Source organism: Shewanella maritima (assembly GCF_004295345.1).
Lineage (GTDB): Bacteria > Pseudomonadota > Gammaproteobacteria > Enterobacterales > Shewanellaceae > Shewanella > Shewanella maritima.
Genome location: NZ_CP036200.1, coordinates 3,674,462 through 3,692,370, shown reverse-complemented (window position 1 = coordinate 3,692,370; position 17,909 = coordinate 3,674,462). Strand labels below are relative to the sequence as shown.

Below are 17,909 nucleotides of genomic sequence, written 5' to 3'. Positions count from 1 at the left end.
ATCAACTTGCATCATTGCCAAACAAAGCGCGCGCTTCATTTGCATCATTCAAAATCTGTTTTTTTAGCGCATCAAGCGAGCTAAATGGTTGCTCGTCGCGAATTTTCGCCACCAACTCAACTTCAACTCGCTTGCCATAAAGGTCACCTTCAAAGTCAAAAAGATGAACCTCTAATTGGCATTTCTGCCCTTGCACTGTCGGGCGGTAGCCAACATTCGCTACACCTTCATATTCATCGCTATCTTGCCAGCGTAGCTTTACCGCATACACGCCGCGAACAGGCACAACTTGCCTTTTTAACGCAACGTTAGCAGTCGGAAAACCTATGGTGCGGCCAATCTTTTGCCCGTGGGCCACGCGACCACTTAACATATAAGGATGACCTAGCAAACGCCTTGCTTGCTCAAGGTTTCCTAATGCTAATTGCTCTCGCACCGCCGTTGAACTAACACGCTGCGAACCAACTAAAAAGCTTTGTGTACTCACCACGGTAAAACCGAACTTGGCCCCGGCATGTACTAACATTTCAAAGTTGCCTTCGCGGCCTTTGCCAAAACAAAAGTCATCGCCGACGACTAGGTATTTCACTCCAAGCTTTTTTACCAATAAATCTTCGATAAATTGATCGGCAGGCTGCTGGGCAAACGATGGCGTGAAATTCACACAAATTAGGCGCTCAATACCTAATTCATCAAGCAAACTAATTTTGTCGCGCAACAAGCTTAATCGAGCAGGCGCTTTGTCACCTAAGAACAACTCTCGAGGCTGTGGCTCGAATGTCATTAGCATCGCGGGCAATTGAAAATGTTGGGCTTTTTCCACCAAATTTTTAATCACTTGGGCGTGGCCACGGTGCACTCCGTCGAAGTTACCTATGGTAAGCACACAACCATGATGTGATGGTGAAATATTGTGTATGCCGCGAATTAATTCCATTACACCTAGATTCTAATTATTTCAAATCGGCAGATTATATACCCAAACCGAGCCATACATAAAGGCACAAGCACATTAAACCGCCTGCTTAAGGTGCCTAATTCTTACCCCAAAAGCGACTAAGCTTAATAAGTATACAGTCGCACCACCAATAATAAGTGCGCCAAGAGTCAACGCCCGTTGGGAAAATGCCCAATCAAGCCACTGTAGCTCGCTAGGTAAATAGTAAACAATAACTGCAACCATTACTGCTGTTGCACTCATAACCTGAAGCGCAAACTTTAATGTAGAGGCGTTAATTTGGTACACACCGAGTTTATGTAAACCTCGATAAAGCATGGCAGCATTTAGTAACGCTGATAACGATGTCGCGATCGCCAAGCCAACATAGCCAAACGGAATGGCAAAAATAAGGTTAAAGCCCATATTACTAATCATGGCGATAATGCCATAGCGCACCGGCGTTTTGGTGTCTTGACGCGAATAGTAACCAGGAGCCAATACCTTGATCATCATAAAGCTCAATAAGCCGGTGCCATAAGCCATTAGGCTGTAAGACGCCATTTGAGTGTCTTCAACGGTAAACGCGCCGCGCATAAATAGCACCATTAGCATGGGCTGAGCTAACACAATGAGTCCCATCATCGCAGGAGCACCCAACAATAGAATAGCTTTAATGCCCCAATCCATCGTTTGCTTAAACGCTTCCCCTTCCGCATTTACGTGTTTTTTAGACAACGCAGGCAAGATAACCGTGGCAATTGCAATACCAAATAATCCCAGCGGAAACTCAAGTAAACGGTCTGAATAATACAACCAACTGATCGAACTAGACATTAAAAAGCTGGCGATGAAAGTATCGAGTAATAAGTTTATTTGCGACACCGACACGCCAAATAGCGCGGGGATCATTAAGGTCTTAATTTTTACAACACCAGGATGATTCCAGCCCCAACTTGGCTTTACTAGTGCTTTTTCACGCGCCAGGAAAGGAATCTGAAACAAAAACTGCACTAAACCACCCACAAAAACACCCCAGGCGAGGCCAATTTCAGGGCTCTGCAGCGTAGGGGCGTACGATATGGCAAATGCAATAATTGAAATATTCAAGAAGACAGGAGTAAAAGCACTAACAGCAAAACGACCACGGGTATTTAAGATACTGCCAGCCAGCGCGGTAAACGTAATAAACCAGAGGTAGGGAAAAGTGATTTTTAGCATCAACTGCGCTTGCAGGTACTTGTCGGCTTCAGGCCCATCATTAAGCCACTCCATAAACCAACCACCGCCAAATAATGCGGCCAAAATTGGCGATCCAATAACACCAAATAAAGTCACAATAGAAACAAGTAGCCCTAATGTCCCCGCCACTTTACTGAGCAACTCACGGGTTTCTTCTGCCGTGTGTTTCTCTTGATACTCGGTTAAAACTGGCACAAATGCTTGCGCAAATGCGCCCTCAGCAAACAATCTGCGCAGAAAATTAGGGATTTTATTGGCAAAAATAAATACGTCAGCTTGACTGCCCGCTCCCATTAAGTTGGCAATAACAACATCTCGGATCAAGCCAAGAACCCGAGAAATCAGCGTCATCGAACTGACTATCATCCCTGATTTAAACAATTTTTTGCTCAATTGGCCTCCACCATGATGCGAATGCTTCAAAAAATAATCGAATTTATGACAAATATTGCTTTCCAACCCTGTCCCGCGAGCGCAAGAGCTGGTAGAATTGCGCCACATTTTACACGAGTTGGGTTGAAGATAAGCATGCTCGAGTGAATAATTTGTTGATATGACGATTATTCCAACATAACCATTGACAAAATGGTTAAAAGCAGGCATATTCCTCGGCCTTTAAAAGTATCAAATCCAGTTTTTAGGAGTTGCACCTTGGCTAATAGCAAGTCTGCAAAGAAGCGCGCGCTTCAATCTGAAAAGCGTCGTCAGCATAACGCAAGCCGTCGCTCTATGTTACGTACTTACGTTAAAAAAGTTATCGCTGCTATCCAAAGCGGTGACCACAAAGCGGCTACCGAAGCGTTCGCAGTTGCACAACCAATTGTTGACCGTATGGCGACTAAAGGCCTTATTCACAAGAATAAAGCTGCTCGTCAAAAAGCGCGTCTAAATGCAAAAATCAAAGCTCTTGCTTAATTTTTGTTGATAAATGCAAAAAACCGACTTTATAGTCGGTTTTTTTTTGCCTGTTTTTTGCCCTATACCTTGCTCAACAGCAGTTTTAAGCAATAATACGAATAGGGCTAATATCCCAACCATAAAAAAACGCCTCAATATGCTGTGGCTGATCCACAGGTATCAAGGCGCTAATAGCGGGTTAATTAGCTTAAAAAAACGATTCCTTTATAATACTAATGGCAGTACATGTTATCCAAAACTTGGATTAACTCGCGAACCTCGGAACTTTTCAGGGAATAAAAAACCGTTTGCGCTTCTTTACGAGTACAAACGAGATCGTCTTTTCTTAACCACGCTAAATGTTGAGACAAAGCTGACTGGCTTAAACCCAGTTTCTTGTTCATCTCACCTACACACATTTCCCCTTCGTTCAATAAATGACACAAAATAAACAGTCTGCGCTCGTTGGCTAATGCTTTTAACAACACGACGGCAGAATCTGCTTGCTGCTGCATTTTTTCTATGTTCATGACTTTCTTCTATCTCCTCAACTAACCCAAGCCTAATATAGCGTTACCTTAAAAATAGAGTCGGGACATGAAGCACACTTTTTGTTAGATTGTAAAAAAAAGTGAGACTTAGATAATAAAATGAAAGGAAAATCATGAAACACAATGCTTTTGTAGTCCTATCAGTGCTCTTTTTAGGCCTTACGGTTGGCTGCCAACACCCTAGTAACACTTCTGACAATACATCTAGCAGCCAAATAACAAACCAAACATCGCAAAATGCGCTTGTTAATCAAGAATTGGCTCAAAAAGCACTAAATTCTAATTTAGCGTATGATCTTGTTGAATCACTTACCGTAGAGGTAGGCCCGCGTTTAGCTGGCACAGACAAAGACCTTATTGCAGTAGAATGGGCGATGAATAAACTTAATAGCCTAGGTTTTGACAAAGTCTATAAAGAAGCGGTGCAAGTCCCTGTTTGGGAGCGCGGCTATGCTAACGCCAGTATTACAGCCCCATTTGCTCAACCTTTAGTTATTACTGCTTTAGGTGGTAGTGTTGCCACACCAAAAGGTGGTATTGAAGCTCAAATCGTTCGTTTTGATAGCCTAGCTGCACTTGAGGCTGCCGACCCTAGTTTAGTTAAAGATAAAATCGTCTTCATCGACCACAAGACAGAGCGCCACCGCAATGGTAAGGGCTATGGCATGACAGTGGGTGGACGTTCAAAAGGCGCAGTGGCGGCTGCTAAAAAAGGCGCTGTTGCCATTGTGATCCGCTCAATCGGTACCGACAGTGACCGTATGGCACATACAGGTGTGATGCGCTACCAACAAGGCGTTGCAAAGATTCCTGCTGCCGCCATGTCTAACCCTGATGCTGACCTAATCAATGCCATGTTAAAGCGCGATAGCAAGATTACGTTAGCGTTGGATATGTCGTCTAAAAACTTGGGCACAGCGACTTCATACAATGTGATTGCCGAAGTCACTGGTAGCAGTAAACCTGATGAGATTGTACTCATTGGTGCTCATCTAGATTCATGGGATGAAGGTACAGGTGCAATTGATGATGGAGCGGGTGTCGCTATTGTGACTGCCGCAGGCAAACTAATCCAAGATTTACCAAAAAAACCAGCTCGAACCGTACGCGTAGTGTTATACGCTGCAGAAGAGATTGGGTTGATTGGTGGCAAAGCTTACGCAAAAGCTCATGAGCAAGAGTTAGCTAAACACTATATCGCTGCTGAATCCGATTTTGGTGCCGGCAAGATTTACCAGCTCGATGTCAAAGTTAACCCTCAGGTCTTTGAGCAAGTGTTGGCAGAACATCATGGAATGAAAACCGTCGGTGTAGAAATGGGTAACAATAAAGCCTATGGCGGCCCTGATGTGTCTATGCTACCTAACTATGGCGTGCCAGTGGCATCATTACGTCAGGACGGTACCGATTACTTTGACTACCACCACACTCCTAACGACACGTTAGACAAAATCGTGCCAAGCGCACTTGCACAAAATGTTGCCGTATACGCTCAGTTTGCTTACACCATGGCACAATCTGAAATAGATCTGCGCCCTATTCTGGCCAAGGATAAATAATTTTCGGGCAGCTAAGGGGTAAAGCTGGTTAGTTAACTTCAATTACCTTGTCTCGACCTAAAACAAAAACGCCTTGTGTCTTCACAAGGCGTTTTTAATTCACTCAGAGTTAAAAGTTTGAAACTAACGCTCTTCACGCAGAAAAACAGGCTCTAACTCAGTTGATTGCTCGCTTGAGTAATAGTATCCGTCGACATCAAATTGCTTTAACTGCTCAATATCGGTTAGCTGATTATCCACAATATAGCGCGCCATTAACCCGCGGGCTTTTTTAGCGAAAAAGCTAATAACCTTGTACTGACCTTTCTTACAATCTTTAAATACAGGCGTGACAATCTGCCCTTTCACCAGCTTTGGTTTAACTGCTTTAAAATACTCATTTGAAGCAAGATTAACCAATATGTCATCGCCTTGCTCAGCCAATGCCTGATTCACTTCATCGGTAATAACCTCACCCCAAAACGCATATAAATTCTTACCGCGTGGGTTTTCCAGTTTTGTCCCCATTTCTAAACGGTATGGCATCATCAAATCCAGCGGTTTCAACAGTCCGTATAAGCCAGAAAGAATACGCAAGTGCTTTTGCGCTGATTGCTGCTGCTCATCGCTCAGGCTATCAGCGTCAAAGCCTGTGTATACGTCACCACGAAAAGCAAACACGGCTTGCTTAGCGTTAGTAAGATTAAACTCAGGTTGCCAGTCACCAAAGCGCGCCACGTTAAGGGCTGCAATTTTATCGCTGACCTTCATCAATGATGCGATATCAGCAGGAGATAACTGTTTACACACATTAATCAACGCCTGACTGTGCTCCAATAACTTAGGCTCAGTGTAGGCCTCAGTAATAGCTGGATTGTCGTAATCCAAGGTTTTAGCTGGTGAAACCAATACCAACATGGCGGGAAACTCCGTTTATGAATAATGGTTAGATGATACTGAAATTCCATAAAAAAACCATGCAATCAATGCATGGTTTTTTAGATTAGCTTAACTAGTATTTTAAATAACTAACGCCGGGCTCAAGGTTTTGACTGCGCGTTAATCTTAGACCAAACGTTGTCTTGACCTTCTTCTTGAAGCTCAGGGAACTTAGTCACGTCAAACTTAGGCTCTAAGCCTTGAGAGACTTGTTCGCGGTAATCTTTAATCACGCGGATAGCAAGACCAGAAAGTAGGATCAGCGCAACGATATTCACCACAGCCATCAGTCCCATCGATACGTCAGCTAAATCCCACACTAAACCAATCTTAGCGACTGCACCAAACATCACCATACCAAGCACTAGCAATCTAAATACTGGCAGTGCCTTTTTACTATTACCAGACAGGAACATAACGTTGGTTTCTGCATACGAATAGTTAGCAATAATTGAAGTAAAGCAGAACAATAGAATTGCGAATGCAATGAATGCGCCGCCCCAATCACCAACATGACTAGTTAGCGCGGTAATGGTTTTAGCAATGCCATCGTCGCTGCCCGCTACATCACCAGACAGTAAAATAATTGCAGCAGTAGCCGTACAAATAACGATAGTGTCAAAGAACACGCCCATCATTTGCACATAACCTTGTGACGCTGGGTGATTTGGGTTTGGCGAAGCACTTGCCGCTACGTTTGCTGCGCTACCCATACCCGCTTCATTGGAGAATAAGCCACGTGCAATACCTGACTGCATAGCTTGTGCGATAGTATAAGCAACACCACCAGCAGCCGCTTCTTGCCAGCCAAATGCACTGTTTATGATGAGCATAAATACATCAGGTAGTTTCTCAATGTTCATCAGCACCACAACCAGTGCAATACCAATGTAAATCATTGCCATGAACGGCACGATAAGCTCAGAGACTTTAGCTACTTTACGCAGACCACCAGTAATGACAAAAGCACTGGCAATGACAATCACAATACCCACATAAAGTGGCTCAAACTCAAATACTTGGGTCATTGCTCCTGTAATGGTGTTTGCTTGAACAGCATTAAAAACTAGACCGAAAGCAATAATCAAGAAGACAGAGAATAATGACCCCATCCAACGTTGACCAAGGCCCTTCTCCATATAATAAGCTGGACCACCACGATACTGGCCTTCGCCATCTTTAACCTTGTATACCTGAGCCAACGTTGACTCGATCATTGCCGTTGCCATACCAAGCACGGCAATAGCCCACATCCAAAATACTGCACCAGGACCACCAGCTCCAATCGCTACCGCTACACCGGCCATGTTACCCGCACCCACACGAGCAGCCATACTTGTACAAAAAACCTGGAATGAAGATAAACCGTGTTTACCAGGACGGCGACTAATAGAAAGGACTTTTAAGCCGTGTCCAAAATGAAGGAGCTGAATAAAGCCAAGACGAATAGTGAAATATAAACCACCACCAACTAGGCCATAAACCAATAACTCACCCCAAAGCAAGCTGTTCAAAAAATTTACTGCTGTTTCTAACATCAACATAATGATTAACGTATTCCTTCGAATAGTTTACTCACACCCATAAAGCACAGGCTGTGACAAGCTATCTTTATTATTTTTGAATTTATTACGTATGCGCTGCACTAAATTATTTGGGCTTTAGTCGGTGTGAATTTACTCACCAAGCGCAATTAACCAACATACATTGGTATGATCCAACGCTTAAACCAAAATAGTTTAGTGCTTATTAAATTAGTCACAATCGTTAAGACTAACATTTTCTTGCTAGGGTCTGCTTATCTTTCAAGATTATTTTTGCAGCTGCTTGTTGGAAGTTAATACAAGGCAACGACTTTGATGTTTGGTTGTTCCACATGATAAGTCGTTAACGCTGCAGAAATGACAACAAGCGCTGCCTGAAGAGTTCGTTTAAAGCACATACGACATAGCAAAGAAAACTTTGTTGCGAGCCCTGTGGTTACAAGCCAGAGGTGTAGATAACTAGACGTCATCGCTCGCTCAGCGATTAAAGTGCTTTAATTCGAACAAATTCTAATCAGCAAAGATGAACAGACCCTAATAAAAATTCTGCTTAACAAATGCGCGTATGTCCTAATCGGCGCCAGAAACTATCACAATTACAAATTTGTGCAGAGTGATCTTGATCACATCCGGCAATTTCTTAACCAAGCACCAACTGAACCGTACCAAGTAACTTGCAATGTTATTCAACAAGTTAACTAATGTTTAACTCAAATAACGAACTAGGTAAAAAAAATGTAACCGCAGAATATTGACTCTGATCACTTTATTAACAGACAAATAAGAATACAGTGTTCTCAATACAGAATTAATACATCTACTCGCATTGAGGCTACTATGGCAACTGCTCAAGAAATCACTTCATTGAAGAAACTAGTTAGAGCAACTAACTTCCTCGCAACGTCACAAATCTACCTAAAGCAAAACGTACTGTTTAAGCGTCCACTTAAACACAGCGATATCAAGCCTAGACTATTAGGTCACTGGGGAACCTGCCCAGGGATCAACTTTGTCTACGCCAACGTAAACCGTCTGATTGTTAAACATCAACGCGACTTCCTCTATCTAGTAGGTCCTGGTCATGGCTTCCCCGCAGTTCAAGCGAACCTGTTTATCGAAGGTTCGCTTAGCCACTTTTATCCAGAAACAATTCCTTATGATGAATCGGGAATTGAAGATATTTGTAAGAAGTTCTCAGCGGCATATGGCTACCCGTCACACGCCAACCCTGAAGCACCAGGGCAAATTCTTGAGGGTGGTGAACTCGGTTACTCGCTATCTGTAGCCTGGGGCGCGGTACTTGATAACCCAAATCTAATCGCCGCATGTTTAGTTGGTGACGGTGAGTCTGAAACCGGCCCATTGGCGGCGTCATGGTATGCCAACCGATTAGTTGACCCAGCAACAAGCGGCGCCGTATTGCCAATCGTGCACATCAACGGATATAAGATTTCAGGCCCAACTCGAATGGGGCGCATGAGCCACGAGGAACTTGACCTTGAATTTAGAGGTTTAGGTTACCACCCAATCATCGTCGATGATGAACTAGAGCAAGATGTCTATGAGCAAATGGCACAAGCGATGGATCTTTCATACCAAATGATCGATGACATTCAAACACGTGCTCGCAATGGCGAAGATATTGTTAAACCACGCTGGCCTGTCATTCTTATGCGCACCGCTAAGGGCTGGACCGGTACATCCGAATTTAACGGTGAAAAGCTTGAGGGTAACTGCGACTCGCATCAGGTTATCGTCAATAAATGTGCTAAAGACCCAGCGCACTTACAAGCACTCAACGATTGGCTAGCAAGCTACAAGTTTGATGAGCTCTACAATATAGATGACAACGGCAACCTGCAGTTCGACGCTGATATCGAATCATTAATTCCACCAAAACAGCTTTGTTGTGGTCGTCAGCACTTAAGCTATGGCGGTGAAGTGGTGCGCGCATTAGCTCAGCCTGATTTGAAAGCACTGAGCTATGGGCCAGAAACACCACGCGGAACACGTGGCTTATCTATGTATAAGATGGGTGAGTGGATGCGAGATGCATTCAAACTAAACCGTGACCAACGTAATTTACGTATTTTCAGCCCAGACGAGACCTATTCAAACCAGCTACAAGCAGTGTTTGAAGAAACCTCGCGCGCTTGGCAATGGCCAATTGAAAGCTGGGATAAAGACATGTCACGCGATGGTCGTGTTGTTGAGCTGTTATCTGAAAACTTACTTTTTGGCATGCTGCATGGCTACACGGTAACAGGGCGTCATGCCATGTTCCCAACCTACGAGGCATTCTCACAAGTGGTTTCGTCAATGGCTGACCAGTACTGTAAGTATGTCTATGCCAGCCAAGGCGTGCACTTCCGCAAACCGGTTCCATCTTGCAACGTGGTGCTATCATCTTTGCTAGAGCGTCAAGATCATAATGGCTACTCACATCAGAACCCTTCTTTCTTGGGCGCGATGTTAGAGAAACACCCGGATATTATCTCAGCGTACCTGCCGGCAGATGGTAACTCGACACTAACTTACACCGAGCGCGCATTTGCCGACAGAGATAAACTCAACATTATTGTCGCGGGTAAGAAAGATCTACCACAATGGCTGACACTCGACGAAGCACGTAAGCAAACTAAAGACGGCATCATGGTTTGGGATTTCGCATCAGATGACAACCCAGACGTGGTACTTGCTGGCTGTGGTGACTATGTCACTCAGGAATGTTTAGCGTCGCTAGTATTAATCCGCGAATTACTGCCTCGCGTTAAGGTGCGTTTTGTTAGCGTGACTGAGCTTAACAGTAACGGCTTAGGTAGCCGCAAGTTCCAGGAAAAACCTTGGCGCATGGATGACATCTTTACAGAAGATAAAGGTGTGGTATTCAATTACCACGGCTATCCAAACACGATTAAGAAACTCGTGTTCGATTATAAAGGTAGCCACAGATTCCGTATCAAGGGTTATGAAGAAGAAGGCTCTACCACTACACCATTTGATATGGGCGTGCGTAACGGTACATCTCGCTACCACTTAGTTATCGACATGGCCTACAAACTGTTCCAGCAAGGTGTGATTGACGAAACCCAACATGTATCAATTACCACCGACATGCTGCAGCGCCTAGTTGAACACAGAAACTACATCAAAGAGCATGGTGTAGACCCTAAAGAAATTGAAAACTGGGTGTGGACGCGCTAATCGCTAAACTGCGGATTTAAGCAAAACCGCTACCCAAAGAATGAGTCAAACCCAATAAGCCACCTCTCCCTTTTATATGGGTCAGGTGGCTTATTTTTAATGCATGTTTCTTTTACACTCTCCAACAAGCAAAGACACTCACCACATTCAAATCACAATAAGTTATCTGGCTTCCCATAAAACCTAGGAAACAAACCTAAACTTATGATTTCTCTGCCTACTAAATCGAAGCTAAGAATCCGCCTAAACCATCAAGCAAACTGACAAATATATGTCAAAAACATTAAATTTGACGTCTTTTTGTTACTTTTAAGTTTAAAACTCTGGAAAAACACCTGTTTAGCGACCATAATTGCGCCGTCAGCTAGAATCATAAAAGGATCACCACACTAAGCGCTGGCAATGCATTCTGAACACCTTGTTTTATATGCATATTGGTGAAGTAAAATCACAATGGACTTAAATATGATGAAGAACACATTAAAAGTAGTATTACTCACCTCGATCTTACCTTTTGCAGCTAGCGCAGAAACTGAGCTATCACCTTGGTATGTAGGTGCTGGTTTAGGGGTAAACAATTACGAACCTAACTGTGACCAAAAAACCATGAAAATCTGTGGTGAAGACTCTCCATATGCGTGGGATGTTTTCGGTGGTTACATGTTTTCAGATAACTTTGGTGTAGAGCTAGGTTACCGCGACCTTGGCATGGCTGAATGGACCGACTACAACAACAAGCGTAACGATGCTGGTGCACGCGGTATGACTGCAGGCTTAGTTGCAGTAGTGCCATTTGCTGATGGTTGGAGCGTGTCAGCTGAAGCAGGTGCAATGAACTACCTGTTACGCAACAAGAAAAACTACAATACTGAATACTACAGTGACAGTGGTATTGCTCCTTATATTGGTGCAGGTATCGGCTATATGGTAACTGAAAACATGAAGTTACAAGCAAAATACCGCCGCTATGAAAACCTAGATGACGATGCATTTAAAACACTTGAAATGCAAAGTAACTACTGGGGTTTAGAACTAAGTTACCGCTTTGGTGCTAAAGCAAAACCAGCTCCAGTAGCTGCAGCCCCAGTAGTAGCGGCGGCAGCAGCACCGGCTGATTCAGACAATGACGGTGTAATGGATGATGCAGATCGCTGCCCTAACACACCTGCAAATCATAAGGTTGATGCTAACGGCTGCAGTATCTATGAAAACGTGACAGAACAGCACGACTTAGGTGGCATTCTGTTTGATAACAACTCATCTGTTATCAAACAAGCGTCATACGCTGAAATCGAAAAACTCGCTAACTACCTAAATCGTAACCCAGAGCACACAGTGTCTATTGAGGGTCACGCTTCTAACGTAGGTAGCCCAGCTTACAATATGACACTTTCTGAAAAACGCGCTAAAGCAGTAGCAAACGCGCTTTCTGAAAAATACGGTATCGACGCTAGCCGCGTGCAATCAGTTGGCTATGGCGTTACTCGCCCAATCATGGAAGGCAGCTCAGCAGAAGCAAACCGCCAAAACCGTCGTATTGAAGCGATTGTAACCAGCACTGAGAAACGTCCAGTACTAAAATAAGCATAAGCTTAGCCTTAATATTGGTCTAAGAAATAGCTAAAAAGTTGAGCCGCCCACCAATGGGCGGCTTTTTTATTTAGCAAACAAAACTATTACGGCTAATATGCTGTTTTGTTTACGGTTTATTATCGACAAACTTTCAAAACTTGGTCAATGACGACATATTTTTGATAATTTAGCTACAATATTATTAATTTTTAGCGCAAAACCGCGTTATTTTTCGTAATTTTTTTACAAATTTAGTTGGATTCACTACCAAAATGGCTTCTAATAAGACATTGCAAATTTGTCACTCTTTTTGAGGAAATTGTTCATGGAAAACTCACTCAATCAATTAAAAGCACTGACCACTATTGTGGCAGACACAGGTGATATTGAAGCGATTAAACGCTACCAGCCTGAAGATGCAACCACCAACCCTTCTCTTATCTTAAAAGCCGCCCAGATCCCTGAATATGCACCACTAATTGACGATGCAATTGCATGGGCAAAATCGCAAAGTGATGATTCCGCTAAACAGGTAGAAGATGCAGGTGACAAACTTGCAGTAAACATTGGTGTTGAAATTTTAAAGATCGTGCCGGGTCGTATTTCAACAGAAGTGGATGCACGTCTATCTTTCGATAAACAAGGTTCTATCGACAAAGCCCATAAACTAATCAAGCTATATCAAGATGCGGGCATCGATAAATCTCGCATTCTAATTAAGTTAGCGTCAACATGGGAAGGTATTTGCGCAGCTAAAGAATTAGAGCAACAAGGTATTAATTGTAACCTAACCCTACTATTTAGCTTTGCACAAGCTCGCGCATGTGCGGAAGCGGGTGTGTACCTCATCTCACCTTTCGTTGGCCGTATTCTAGATTGGTACAAAAAGAACACTGGCGAAAGCTACACAGCGCAGACCGACCCAGGGGTTGTTTCTGTTACCGACATTTACAACTACTACAAGCTCCACGGTTATAACACAGTTGTTATGGGCGCAAGTTTTAGAAACACAGGTGAAATTATTGAGCTTGCGGGCTGCGATCGCTTAACCATAGGCCCTGCCTTACTTGAAGAACTTGCTAACTCAGATGCACAGGTTGTGCAAAAGCTAAGTGCTACAAGCGAAACCAAAACTGCGCCATCACCATTAACTGAGGCAGAGTTCCGCTGGGCATTCAACGAAGATGCAATGGCAGTTGATAAACTGGCAGAAGGTATTCGTAACTTTGCTATCGATCAAAACAAGCTAGAAGAGATGCTAAAACAGAAGTTAAGTTAAACAAGGAATGTGCTAATGACACAACTTACGACCAGTCAAATTTGGCAACAAATAAAAAATAATACTCAGTCATTGCCACATATGCGTGAACTGTTCGCGCAAAACCCGCAGCGCTTTGAGCAAATGAGCCTGTCAGAGTGCGGTCTGATGCTTGATTACTCTAAAAACCGCGTAGACGCTGATACGTTGTCGCTACTATTTAAGCTTGCCGAGCAAGCAAACCTTAGCGATAAAATTAGCGCCATGTTTAATGGCAACAAAATAAACAATACCGAGCAGCGCGCCGTGCTACACACAGCGCTGCGAGCGCCAGCAACCACAAGCATCAATCTTGACGGCAACAACATCGTTGATGAAGTTCAACAAACGCTTAGCAAAATGGCTGAGTTTGTTGAGCAAGTACAATCAGGAGCTTGGTTAGGTTACACAGGTAAATCAATAACTGACATCGTCAGCATTGGTATTGGCGGCTCATTTTTAGGGCCAAAGATTGTCACCCAGGCGCTACGCCCATATTGGAGCAAGCAGCTTAACTGCCATTTTGTTGCCAACGTAGATGCCACGTCCATTTGTGAAAAACTAAAGGGCCTAAACGCAGAGACAACCTTGTTTGTTATGTCGTCTAAATCCTTTGGTACTCAAGAAACTCTGACCAACACGCTTAGCGCTAAAGACTGGTTTATTAACCAAGGCGGTAGTCAGCAAGATATTGCCAAGCACTTTGTCGCAGTTACCTCTAACGTCGCTAAAGCCACTGAATTTGGAATGGACGCTAACAACATTTTCCCTATGTGGGACTGGGTTGGTGGTCGTTACTCACTGTGGTCAGCAATTGGTTTACCTATTGCGCTGCTTATTGGTATGGACAACTTTAAAGCCTTACTGGCTGGCGCTTATGATATGGACAAGCACTTCGCAAGTGCGCCATTAGCGCAAAACATGCCAGTAATTATGGGGATGTTGTCGGTACTTTATGGCAACTTCCACAACGCCCAGTCACATGTAATCCTCACCTATGATCACTACCTTCGTGGTTTACCTGCATATTTTCAGCAGCTAGATATGGAAAGCAATGGTAAGTCAGTGACCCTAAATGGCACTGACGTTGACTACTCAACAGGCCCAGTAATTTGGGGTGGTGAAGGCACTAACGGTCAACATGCTTACCACCAACTCTTGCACCAAGGTACGGCGTTAATCCCGGCTGACTTTATTATGCCAATTCAAAGTCACAACCCATTGGGAGAGCACCATAATCAACTTGCATCTAACTGTTTTGGTCAAACCCAGGCATTGATGCAAGGGCGCACTTATGAAGAAGCATTAAGCGAACTTGCTAATACCAGCCTGCCTGATGAACAAAAGCAGTTAATCGCTAAGCACAAGGTGATGGAAGGTAATAAGCCGAGCAATACCTTGTTAATGGATAAGCTGACTCCAACAACGCTTGGTGCACTGATTGCACTATATGAACACAGAACTTTTGTTCAGGGTGCAATTTGGGATATTAACTCATTTGATCAATGGGGCGTTGAGCTAGGGAAAGTGCTCGGTAACGATGTGCTTGAGCGAATTGGCGCAGCGTCAGATGCTAACGAGCTAGATGCTTCAAGCAATGCGTTAATCAACCTATTCCGCAGTGGTAAAATCTAACCAATCTTCCAATCACTTTGCTCTGCGTAAATGGGACAAAAATAAGTGATTAATTCTAAAGAGTCAGCAAATGCTGGCTCTTTTTGTATAAATACCCATCAGCTTTAGCGCTTTGTGCCAAATTGCTGTGTAAAATCTTCATCAAAACGCCTTCAACTGTTAACAAAAGTGAAACATTGATATTGCAGACTATTGGTGAAATATGATACTTATTTGCATAGAGACATCATAATAACAAGGGAGGTTACCATGGATCGTTTAGATTATGGTGGTGCGCTAGAAGAAGTTGTTGAGAAACCAACCCGTACAAGAAGTTCGAGTAAAAAGCGTAAATGGCGTGAGATTGAGGCCATTAAAGACAAACAACGCCTACTCAAGGAATTACAAGATATTGATAATTCTTTTGATTTGGATATTAATACCATCATATAGAAAGTATTAACTTCAGTGTGTGATCCGTGAATAACTATTCATTCATCACAACCTCTAAAAGAGCGCTTTAAGCGCTCTTTTTTATTTACATTAAATTAACAACAGGTTACTTAATATCGGTAGCTGCTATGTATTGTTTTAGCTCTTCAAATACCGCTTTGTCATTGTCGCTAAACAAAGGGTCATCAACTAAACGCTGCTGGCACTGCTTTTCAATGGCATTCCAATCATCATCAGTAAGCGCTTTAACAAACAAAGGGAAAATCTCGCGCTCTTCATACTGCATGTGTAACTGTTGTAGCTCAATATAAGCTTTAAGATCATTCACCAGCTTTTCTCTGGAAATGACCACATCACTTAAAATCATATTTAAACTGTACATCAGTGCCCCAGAAGACTCAGCAAGACGGCTATGCTCATCATGAAGCTGCGACTGATTACTCTCGCCCATTTTTTTCAGGTATAAATCAAACGTAATATCTTCTAGCGGGTGATGACTATGCTCAGCGTAACTTTGCATGTACTCGACGATGTCACGTACTAAGTTAAAGTTAATCGCTTCGCCTTCGGCCAACTTAGCTTGCTTAGTCGCCAAAATATCCAGCAAAATGGCAATATGCTTATGGTCACGCAATAAACGTTTCAGCATGGCTTTGTCGTTCATCTCGCCTCTCCTGTAAAATGATACAGGGAAATATACTTACAAAATTTGCTCAAAATGTGTTTGACCAAGATCATAAATCATACATTTCACCAACACTGAGCGAAATGTTGCACCAATTAACGTAAAAAAGCGCCTTTGTAGGCGCTTTTTTACGTTTGCGATTGCAACTATTAAGTTAAGCCAGTTTGGCAAATAAGTACTGTTTCAGCTGCTCAAAATCTGCAGCGAGCGAATCGGATAGAATAGGCTTACCCGCTACAGCATCTAGCTCTGGTGGCAAAGGTAAATCAAGCTCTAATACCTCATCAACCACGTCTTTAAACTTTGCTGGATGCGCGGTACCAAGGAACACACCAAACTCATCTGCAGCTAATCCATTGAGTGCATTTGCGGCAATGGCGGCATGAGGTTCAGACTGATAACCAGCTTGCTTTAATTGCACCAAGGTCTCTTGGGTTTGCGCTTCAGTTACCGCAACACCAGAGATTAAAGACAGTGGCCAGCCCATAGCTTCACAGATAGCTTCTGAACGCGGCCAATTACTTGGTTCAGACACGTCCATTGCATTTGACATGGTTGCAACCGTGGCATTAGGTTGCCACTCTCCATCTGCCAAGTAGCGCGGCACTGTGTCATTAGCATTGGTCGCCGCAATAAAGCGCTTAATATTGAGTCCCATGGCTTTAGCAAACAAACCTGCAGTTAAATTACCAAAGTTGCCACTTGGCACTGATACAACTAATTCATGGTGTCCAAGGCGCTTAGCTTGGGCGGCAGCTTCAAAATAATAGCAAACCTGCGCAAGCAACCGACTAATGTTAATAGAGTTAGCTGAATTAAGTGCTAACCCCTCTCTGACGTCTTGATCATCAAACGACTGCTTAACCAATGCCTGACAAGCATCAAAGTCTGACTCAACCGCAAGTGTAATGATGTTACCACCCAACGTGGTGAACATTTTCTCTTGTAACTCGCTGATTTTACCTTGTGGATACATCACCACCACTTTGACTTTATCAAGGCCATAAAATGCATCGGCTACAGCCGCGCCAGTATCGCCTGATGTTGCAGTTAAAATCGTTAGGCCCTTCTCTGGCGCCAGTAAGTTAACGCACTGCGCCATAAAGCGTGCACCAAAGTCTTTAAACGCGAGCGTTGGACCGTGAAATAATTCAAGGCAAGCACGTTTATCATCGACCTGCACTAGCGGTACATCAAAGGTGAATGCGGCATCAACGAGCTTATCAACTGTATCTTGACCCAGCTCTACTGCAAGCCAGGCACCAAGTACTTTCTTGCTGCGCGCTACAAAATCTAATTCTAGCAAGGCATCAGTATTATCGAGCTGAGGAATTTGACTTGGGAAAAACAGCCCGCGGTCTTTACCTAAACCAAGCTGCACAGCCTCACTGAAGCTGACTTTTTGAGATGGGTGTTTAAGGTTATATAGTTCCATT

At 43.5% G+C, this 17,909-nt stretch carries 14 protein-coding genes; 7 read left to right on the top strand and 7 right to left on the bottom strand.

Annotation, left to right across the window (positions count from 1 at the left end; genetic code table 11):
* Window position 1: 1 nt before the first annotated feature.
* Together ribF and murJ are read right to left on the bottom strand one after the other, a co-directional pair.
* Complete coding sequence (gene ribF, locus EXU30_RS15645; protein WP_130601583.1) at window positions 2–937, bottom strand: bifunctional riboflavin kinase/FAD synthetase; 936 nt, start codon at window positions 935–937, stop codon at window positions 2–4.
* Window positions 938–1,012: 75 nt separating this feature from the next.
* Complete coding sequence (murJ, locus tag EXU30_RS15640; RefSeq protein WP_130601581.1) at window positions 1,013–2,572, bottom strand: murein biosynthesis integral membrane protein MurJ; 1,560 nt, start codon at window positions 2,570–2,572, stop codon at window positions 1,013–1,015.
* A 258-nt stretch (window positions 2,573–2,830) separates the two neighbouring features.
* Here murJ and rpsT point away from each other — a divergent pair, with 258 nt between their 5' ends.
* Entirely contained in the window at window positions 2,831–3,094 is a 264-nt protein-coding gene (gene rpsT / locus EXU30_RS15635) for a 30S ribosomal protein S20 (RefSeq protein WP_130601579.1), read from the top strand.
* Window positions 3,095–3,309: 215 nt separating this feature from the next.
* Here the strand turns inward: rpsT and EXU30_RS15630 are convergent, their stop codons facing one another.
* Complete coding sequence (locus EXU30_RS15630; protein WP_130601577.1) at window positions 3,310–3,606, bottom strand: ArsR/SmtB family transcription factor; 297 nt, start codon at window positions 3,604–3,606, stop codon at window positions 3,310–3,312.
* A 134-nt stretch (window positions 3,607–3,740) separates the two neighbouring features.
* Between EXU30_RS15630 and EXU30_RS15625 the strand changes: the two genes are divergently transcribed.
* The gene (locus EXU30_RS15625) at window positions 3,741–5,186 is read left to right on the top strand and encodes a M20/M25/M40 family metallo-hydrolase (protein WP_130601575.1); all 1,446 of its coding nucleotides are present in this window, start codon (window positions 3,741–3,743) and stop codon (window positions 5,184–5,186) included.
* A 123-nt stretch (window positions 5,187–5,309) separates the two neighbouring features.
* Here EXU30_RS15625 and yaaA read toward each other — a convergent pair whose 3' ends face one another.
* Window positions 5,310–6,083, bottom strand: coding sequence for a peroxide stress protein YaaA (gene yaaA, locus EXU30_RS15620; RefSeq protein ID WP_130601573.1), 774 nt, complete (start codon window positions 6,081–6,083; stop codon window positions 5,310–5,312).
* A 122-nt stretch (window positions 6,084–6,205) separates the two neighbouring features.
* A complete protein-coding gene (locus tag EXU30_RS15615; protein ID WP_130603544.1) occupies window positions 6,206–7,642 on the bottom strand; it encodes an alanine/glycine:cation symporter family protein in 1,437 nt (478 codons plus the stop codon).
* Window positions 7,643–8,485: 843 nt separating this feature from the next.
* Between EXU30_RS15615 and EXU30_RS15610 the strand changes: the two genes are divergently transcribed.
* The 5 genes from EXU30_RS15610 to EXU30_RS15590 all read left to right on the top strand — a co-directional run bounded on the left by EXU30_RS15610 (window position 8,486) and on the right by EXU30_RS15590 (window position 15,788).
* Entirely contained in the window at window positions 8,486–10,852 is a 2,367-nt protein-coding gene (locus tag EXU30_RS15610) for a phosphoketolase family protein (RefSeq protein ID WP_130601571.1), read from the top strand.
* 465 nt (window positions 10,853–11,317) lie between these two features.
* Window positions 11,318–12,436: an OmpA family protein gene (locus EXU30_RS15605; RefSeq protein ID WP_130601569.1), complete on the top strand. Its 1,119-nt coding sequence runs from the start codon at window positions 11,318–11,320 to the stop codon at window positions 12,434–12,436.
* 313 nt (window positions 12,437–12,749) lie between these two features.
* Window positions 12,750–13,703 (top strand): transaldolase, encoded by a 954-nt coding sequence (tal, locus tag EXU30_RS15600; protein ID WP_130601567.1) that lies wholly within the window; start codon window positions 12,750–12,752, stop codon window positions 13,701–13,703.
* A 15-nt stretch (window positions 13,704–13,718) separates the two neighbouring features.
* Entirely contained in the window at window positions 13,719–15,356 is a 1,638-nt protein-coding gene (gene pgi, locus EXU30_RS15595) for a glucose-6-phosphate isomerase (RefSeq protein WP_130601565.1), read from the top strand.
* Window positions 15,357–15,605: 249 nt separating this feature from the next.
* Complete coding sequence (locus tag EXU30_RS15590) at window positions 15,606–15,788, top strand: DUF3545 family protein (RefSeq protein ID WP_130601563.1); 183 nt, start codon at window positions 15,606–15,608, stop codon at window positions 15,786–15,788.
* 106 nt (window positions 15,789–15,894) lie between these two features.
* On the opposite strand, the gene EXU30_RS15585 is transcribed toward EXU30_RS15590, so the two are convergent.
* A complete protein-coding gene (locus tag EXU30_RS15585; RefSeq protein ID WP_130603542.1) occupies window positions 15,895–16,437 on the bottom strand; it encodes a hemerythrin domain-containing protein in 543 nt (180 codons plus the stop codon).
* 190 nt (window positions 16,438–16,627) lie between these two features.
* Window positions 16,628–17,908 carry a threonine synthase gene (gene thrC, locus EXU30_RS15580; protein WP_130601561.1) on the bottom strand — a complete coding sequence of 427 codons (1,281 nt, stop codon included), beginning with the start codon at window positions 17,906–17,908 and terminating at the stop codon, window positions 16,628–16,630.
* Window position 17,909 lies beyond the last annotated feature (1 nt).

Coding starts and splice junctions, on each gene's coding strand:
- EXU30_RS15630 (WP_130601577.1), bottom strand. CDS start 3,606: ATGAACATAGAAAAAATGCAGCAGCAAGCAGATTCTGCCGTCGTGTTG.
- pgi (WP_130601565.1), top strand. CDS start 13,719: ATGACACAACTTACGACCAGTCAAATTTGGCAACAAATAAAAAATAAT.
- ribF (WP_130601583.1), bottom strand. CDS start 937: ATGGAATTAATTCGCGGCATACACAATATTTCACCATCACATCATGGT.
- EXU30_RS15625 (WP_130601575.1), top strand. CDS start 3,741: ATGAAACACAATGCTTTTGTAGTCCTATCAGTGCTCTTTTTAGGCCTT.
- yaaA (WP_130601573.1), bottom strand. CDS start 6,083: ATGTTGGTATTGGTTTCACCAGCTAAAACCTTGGATTACGACAATCCA.
- EXU30_RS15605 (WP_130601569.1), top strand. CDS start 11,318: ATGATGAAGAACACATTAAAAGTAGTATTACTCACCTCGATCTTACCT.
- EXU30_RS15610 (WP_130601571.1), top strand. CDS start 8,486: ATGGCAACTGCTCAAGAAATCACTTCATTGAAGAAACTAGTTAGAGCA.
- EXU30_RS15615 (WP_130603544.1), bottom strand. CDS start 7,642: ATGTTAGAAACAGCAGTAAATTTTTTGAACAGCTTGCTTTGGGGTGAG.
- tal (WP_130601567.1), top strand. CDS start 12,750: ATGGAAAACTCACTCAATCAATTAAAAGCACTGACCACTATTGTGGCA.
- EXU30_RS15585 (WP_130603542.1), bottom strand. CDS start 16,437: ATGCTGAAACGTTTATTGCGTGACCATAAGCATATTGCCATTTTGCTG.
- thrC (WP_130601561.1), bottom strand. CDS start 17,908: ATGGAACTATATAACCTTAAACACCCATCTCAAAAAGTCAGCTTCAGT.
- EXU30_RS15590 (WP_130601563.1), top strand. CDS start 15,606: ATGGATCGTTTAGATTATGGTGGTGCGCTAGAAGAAGTTGTTGAGAAA.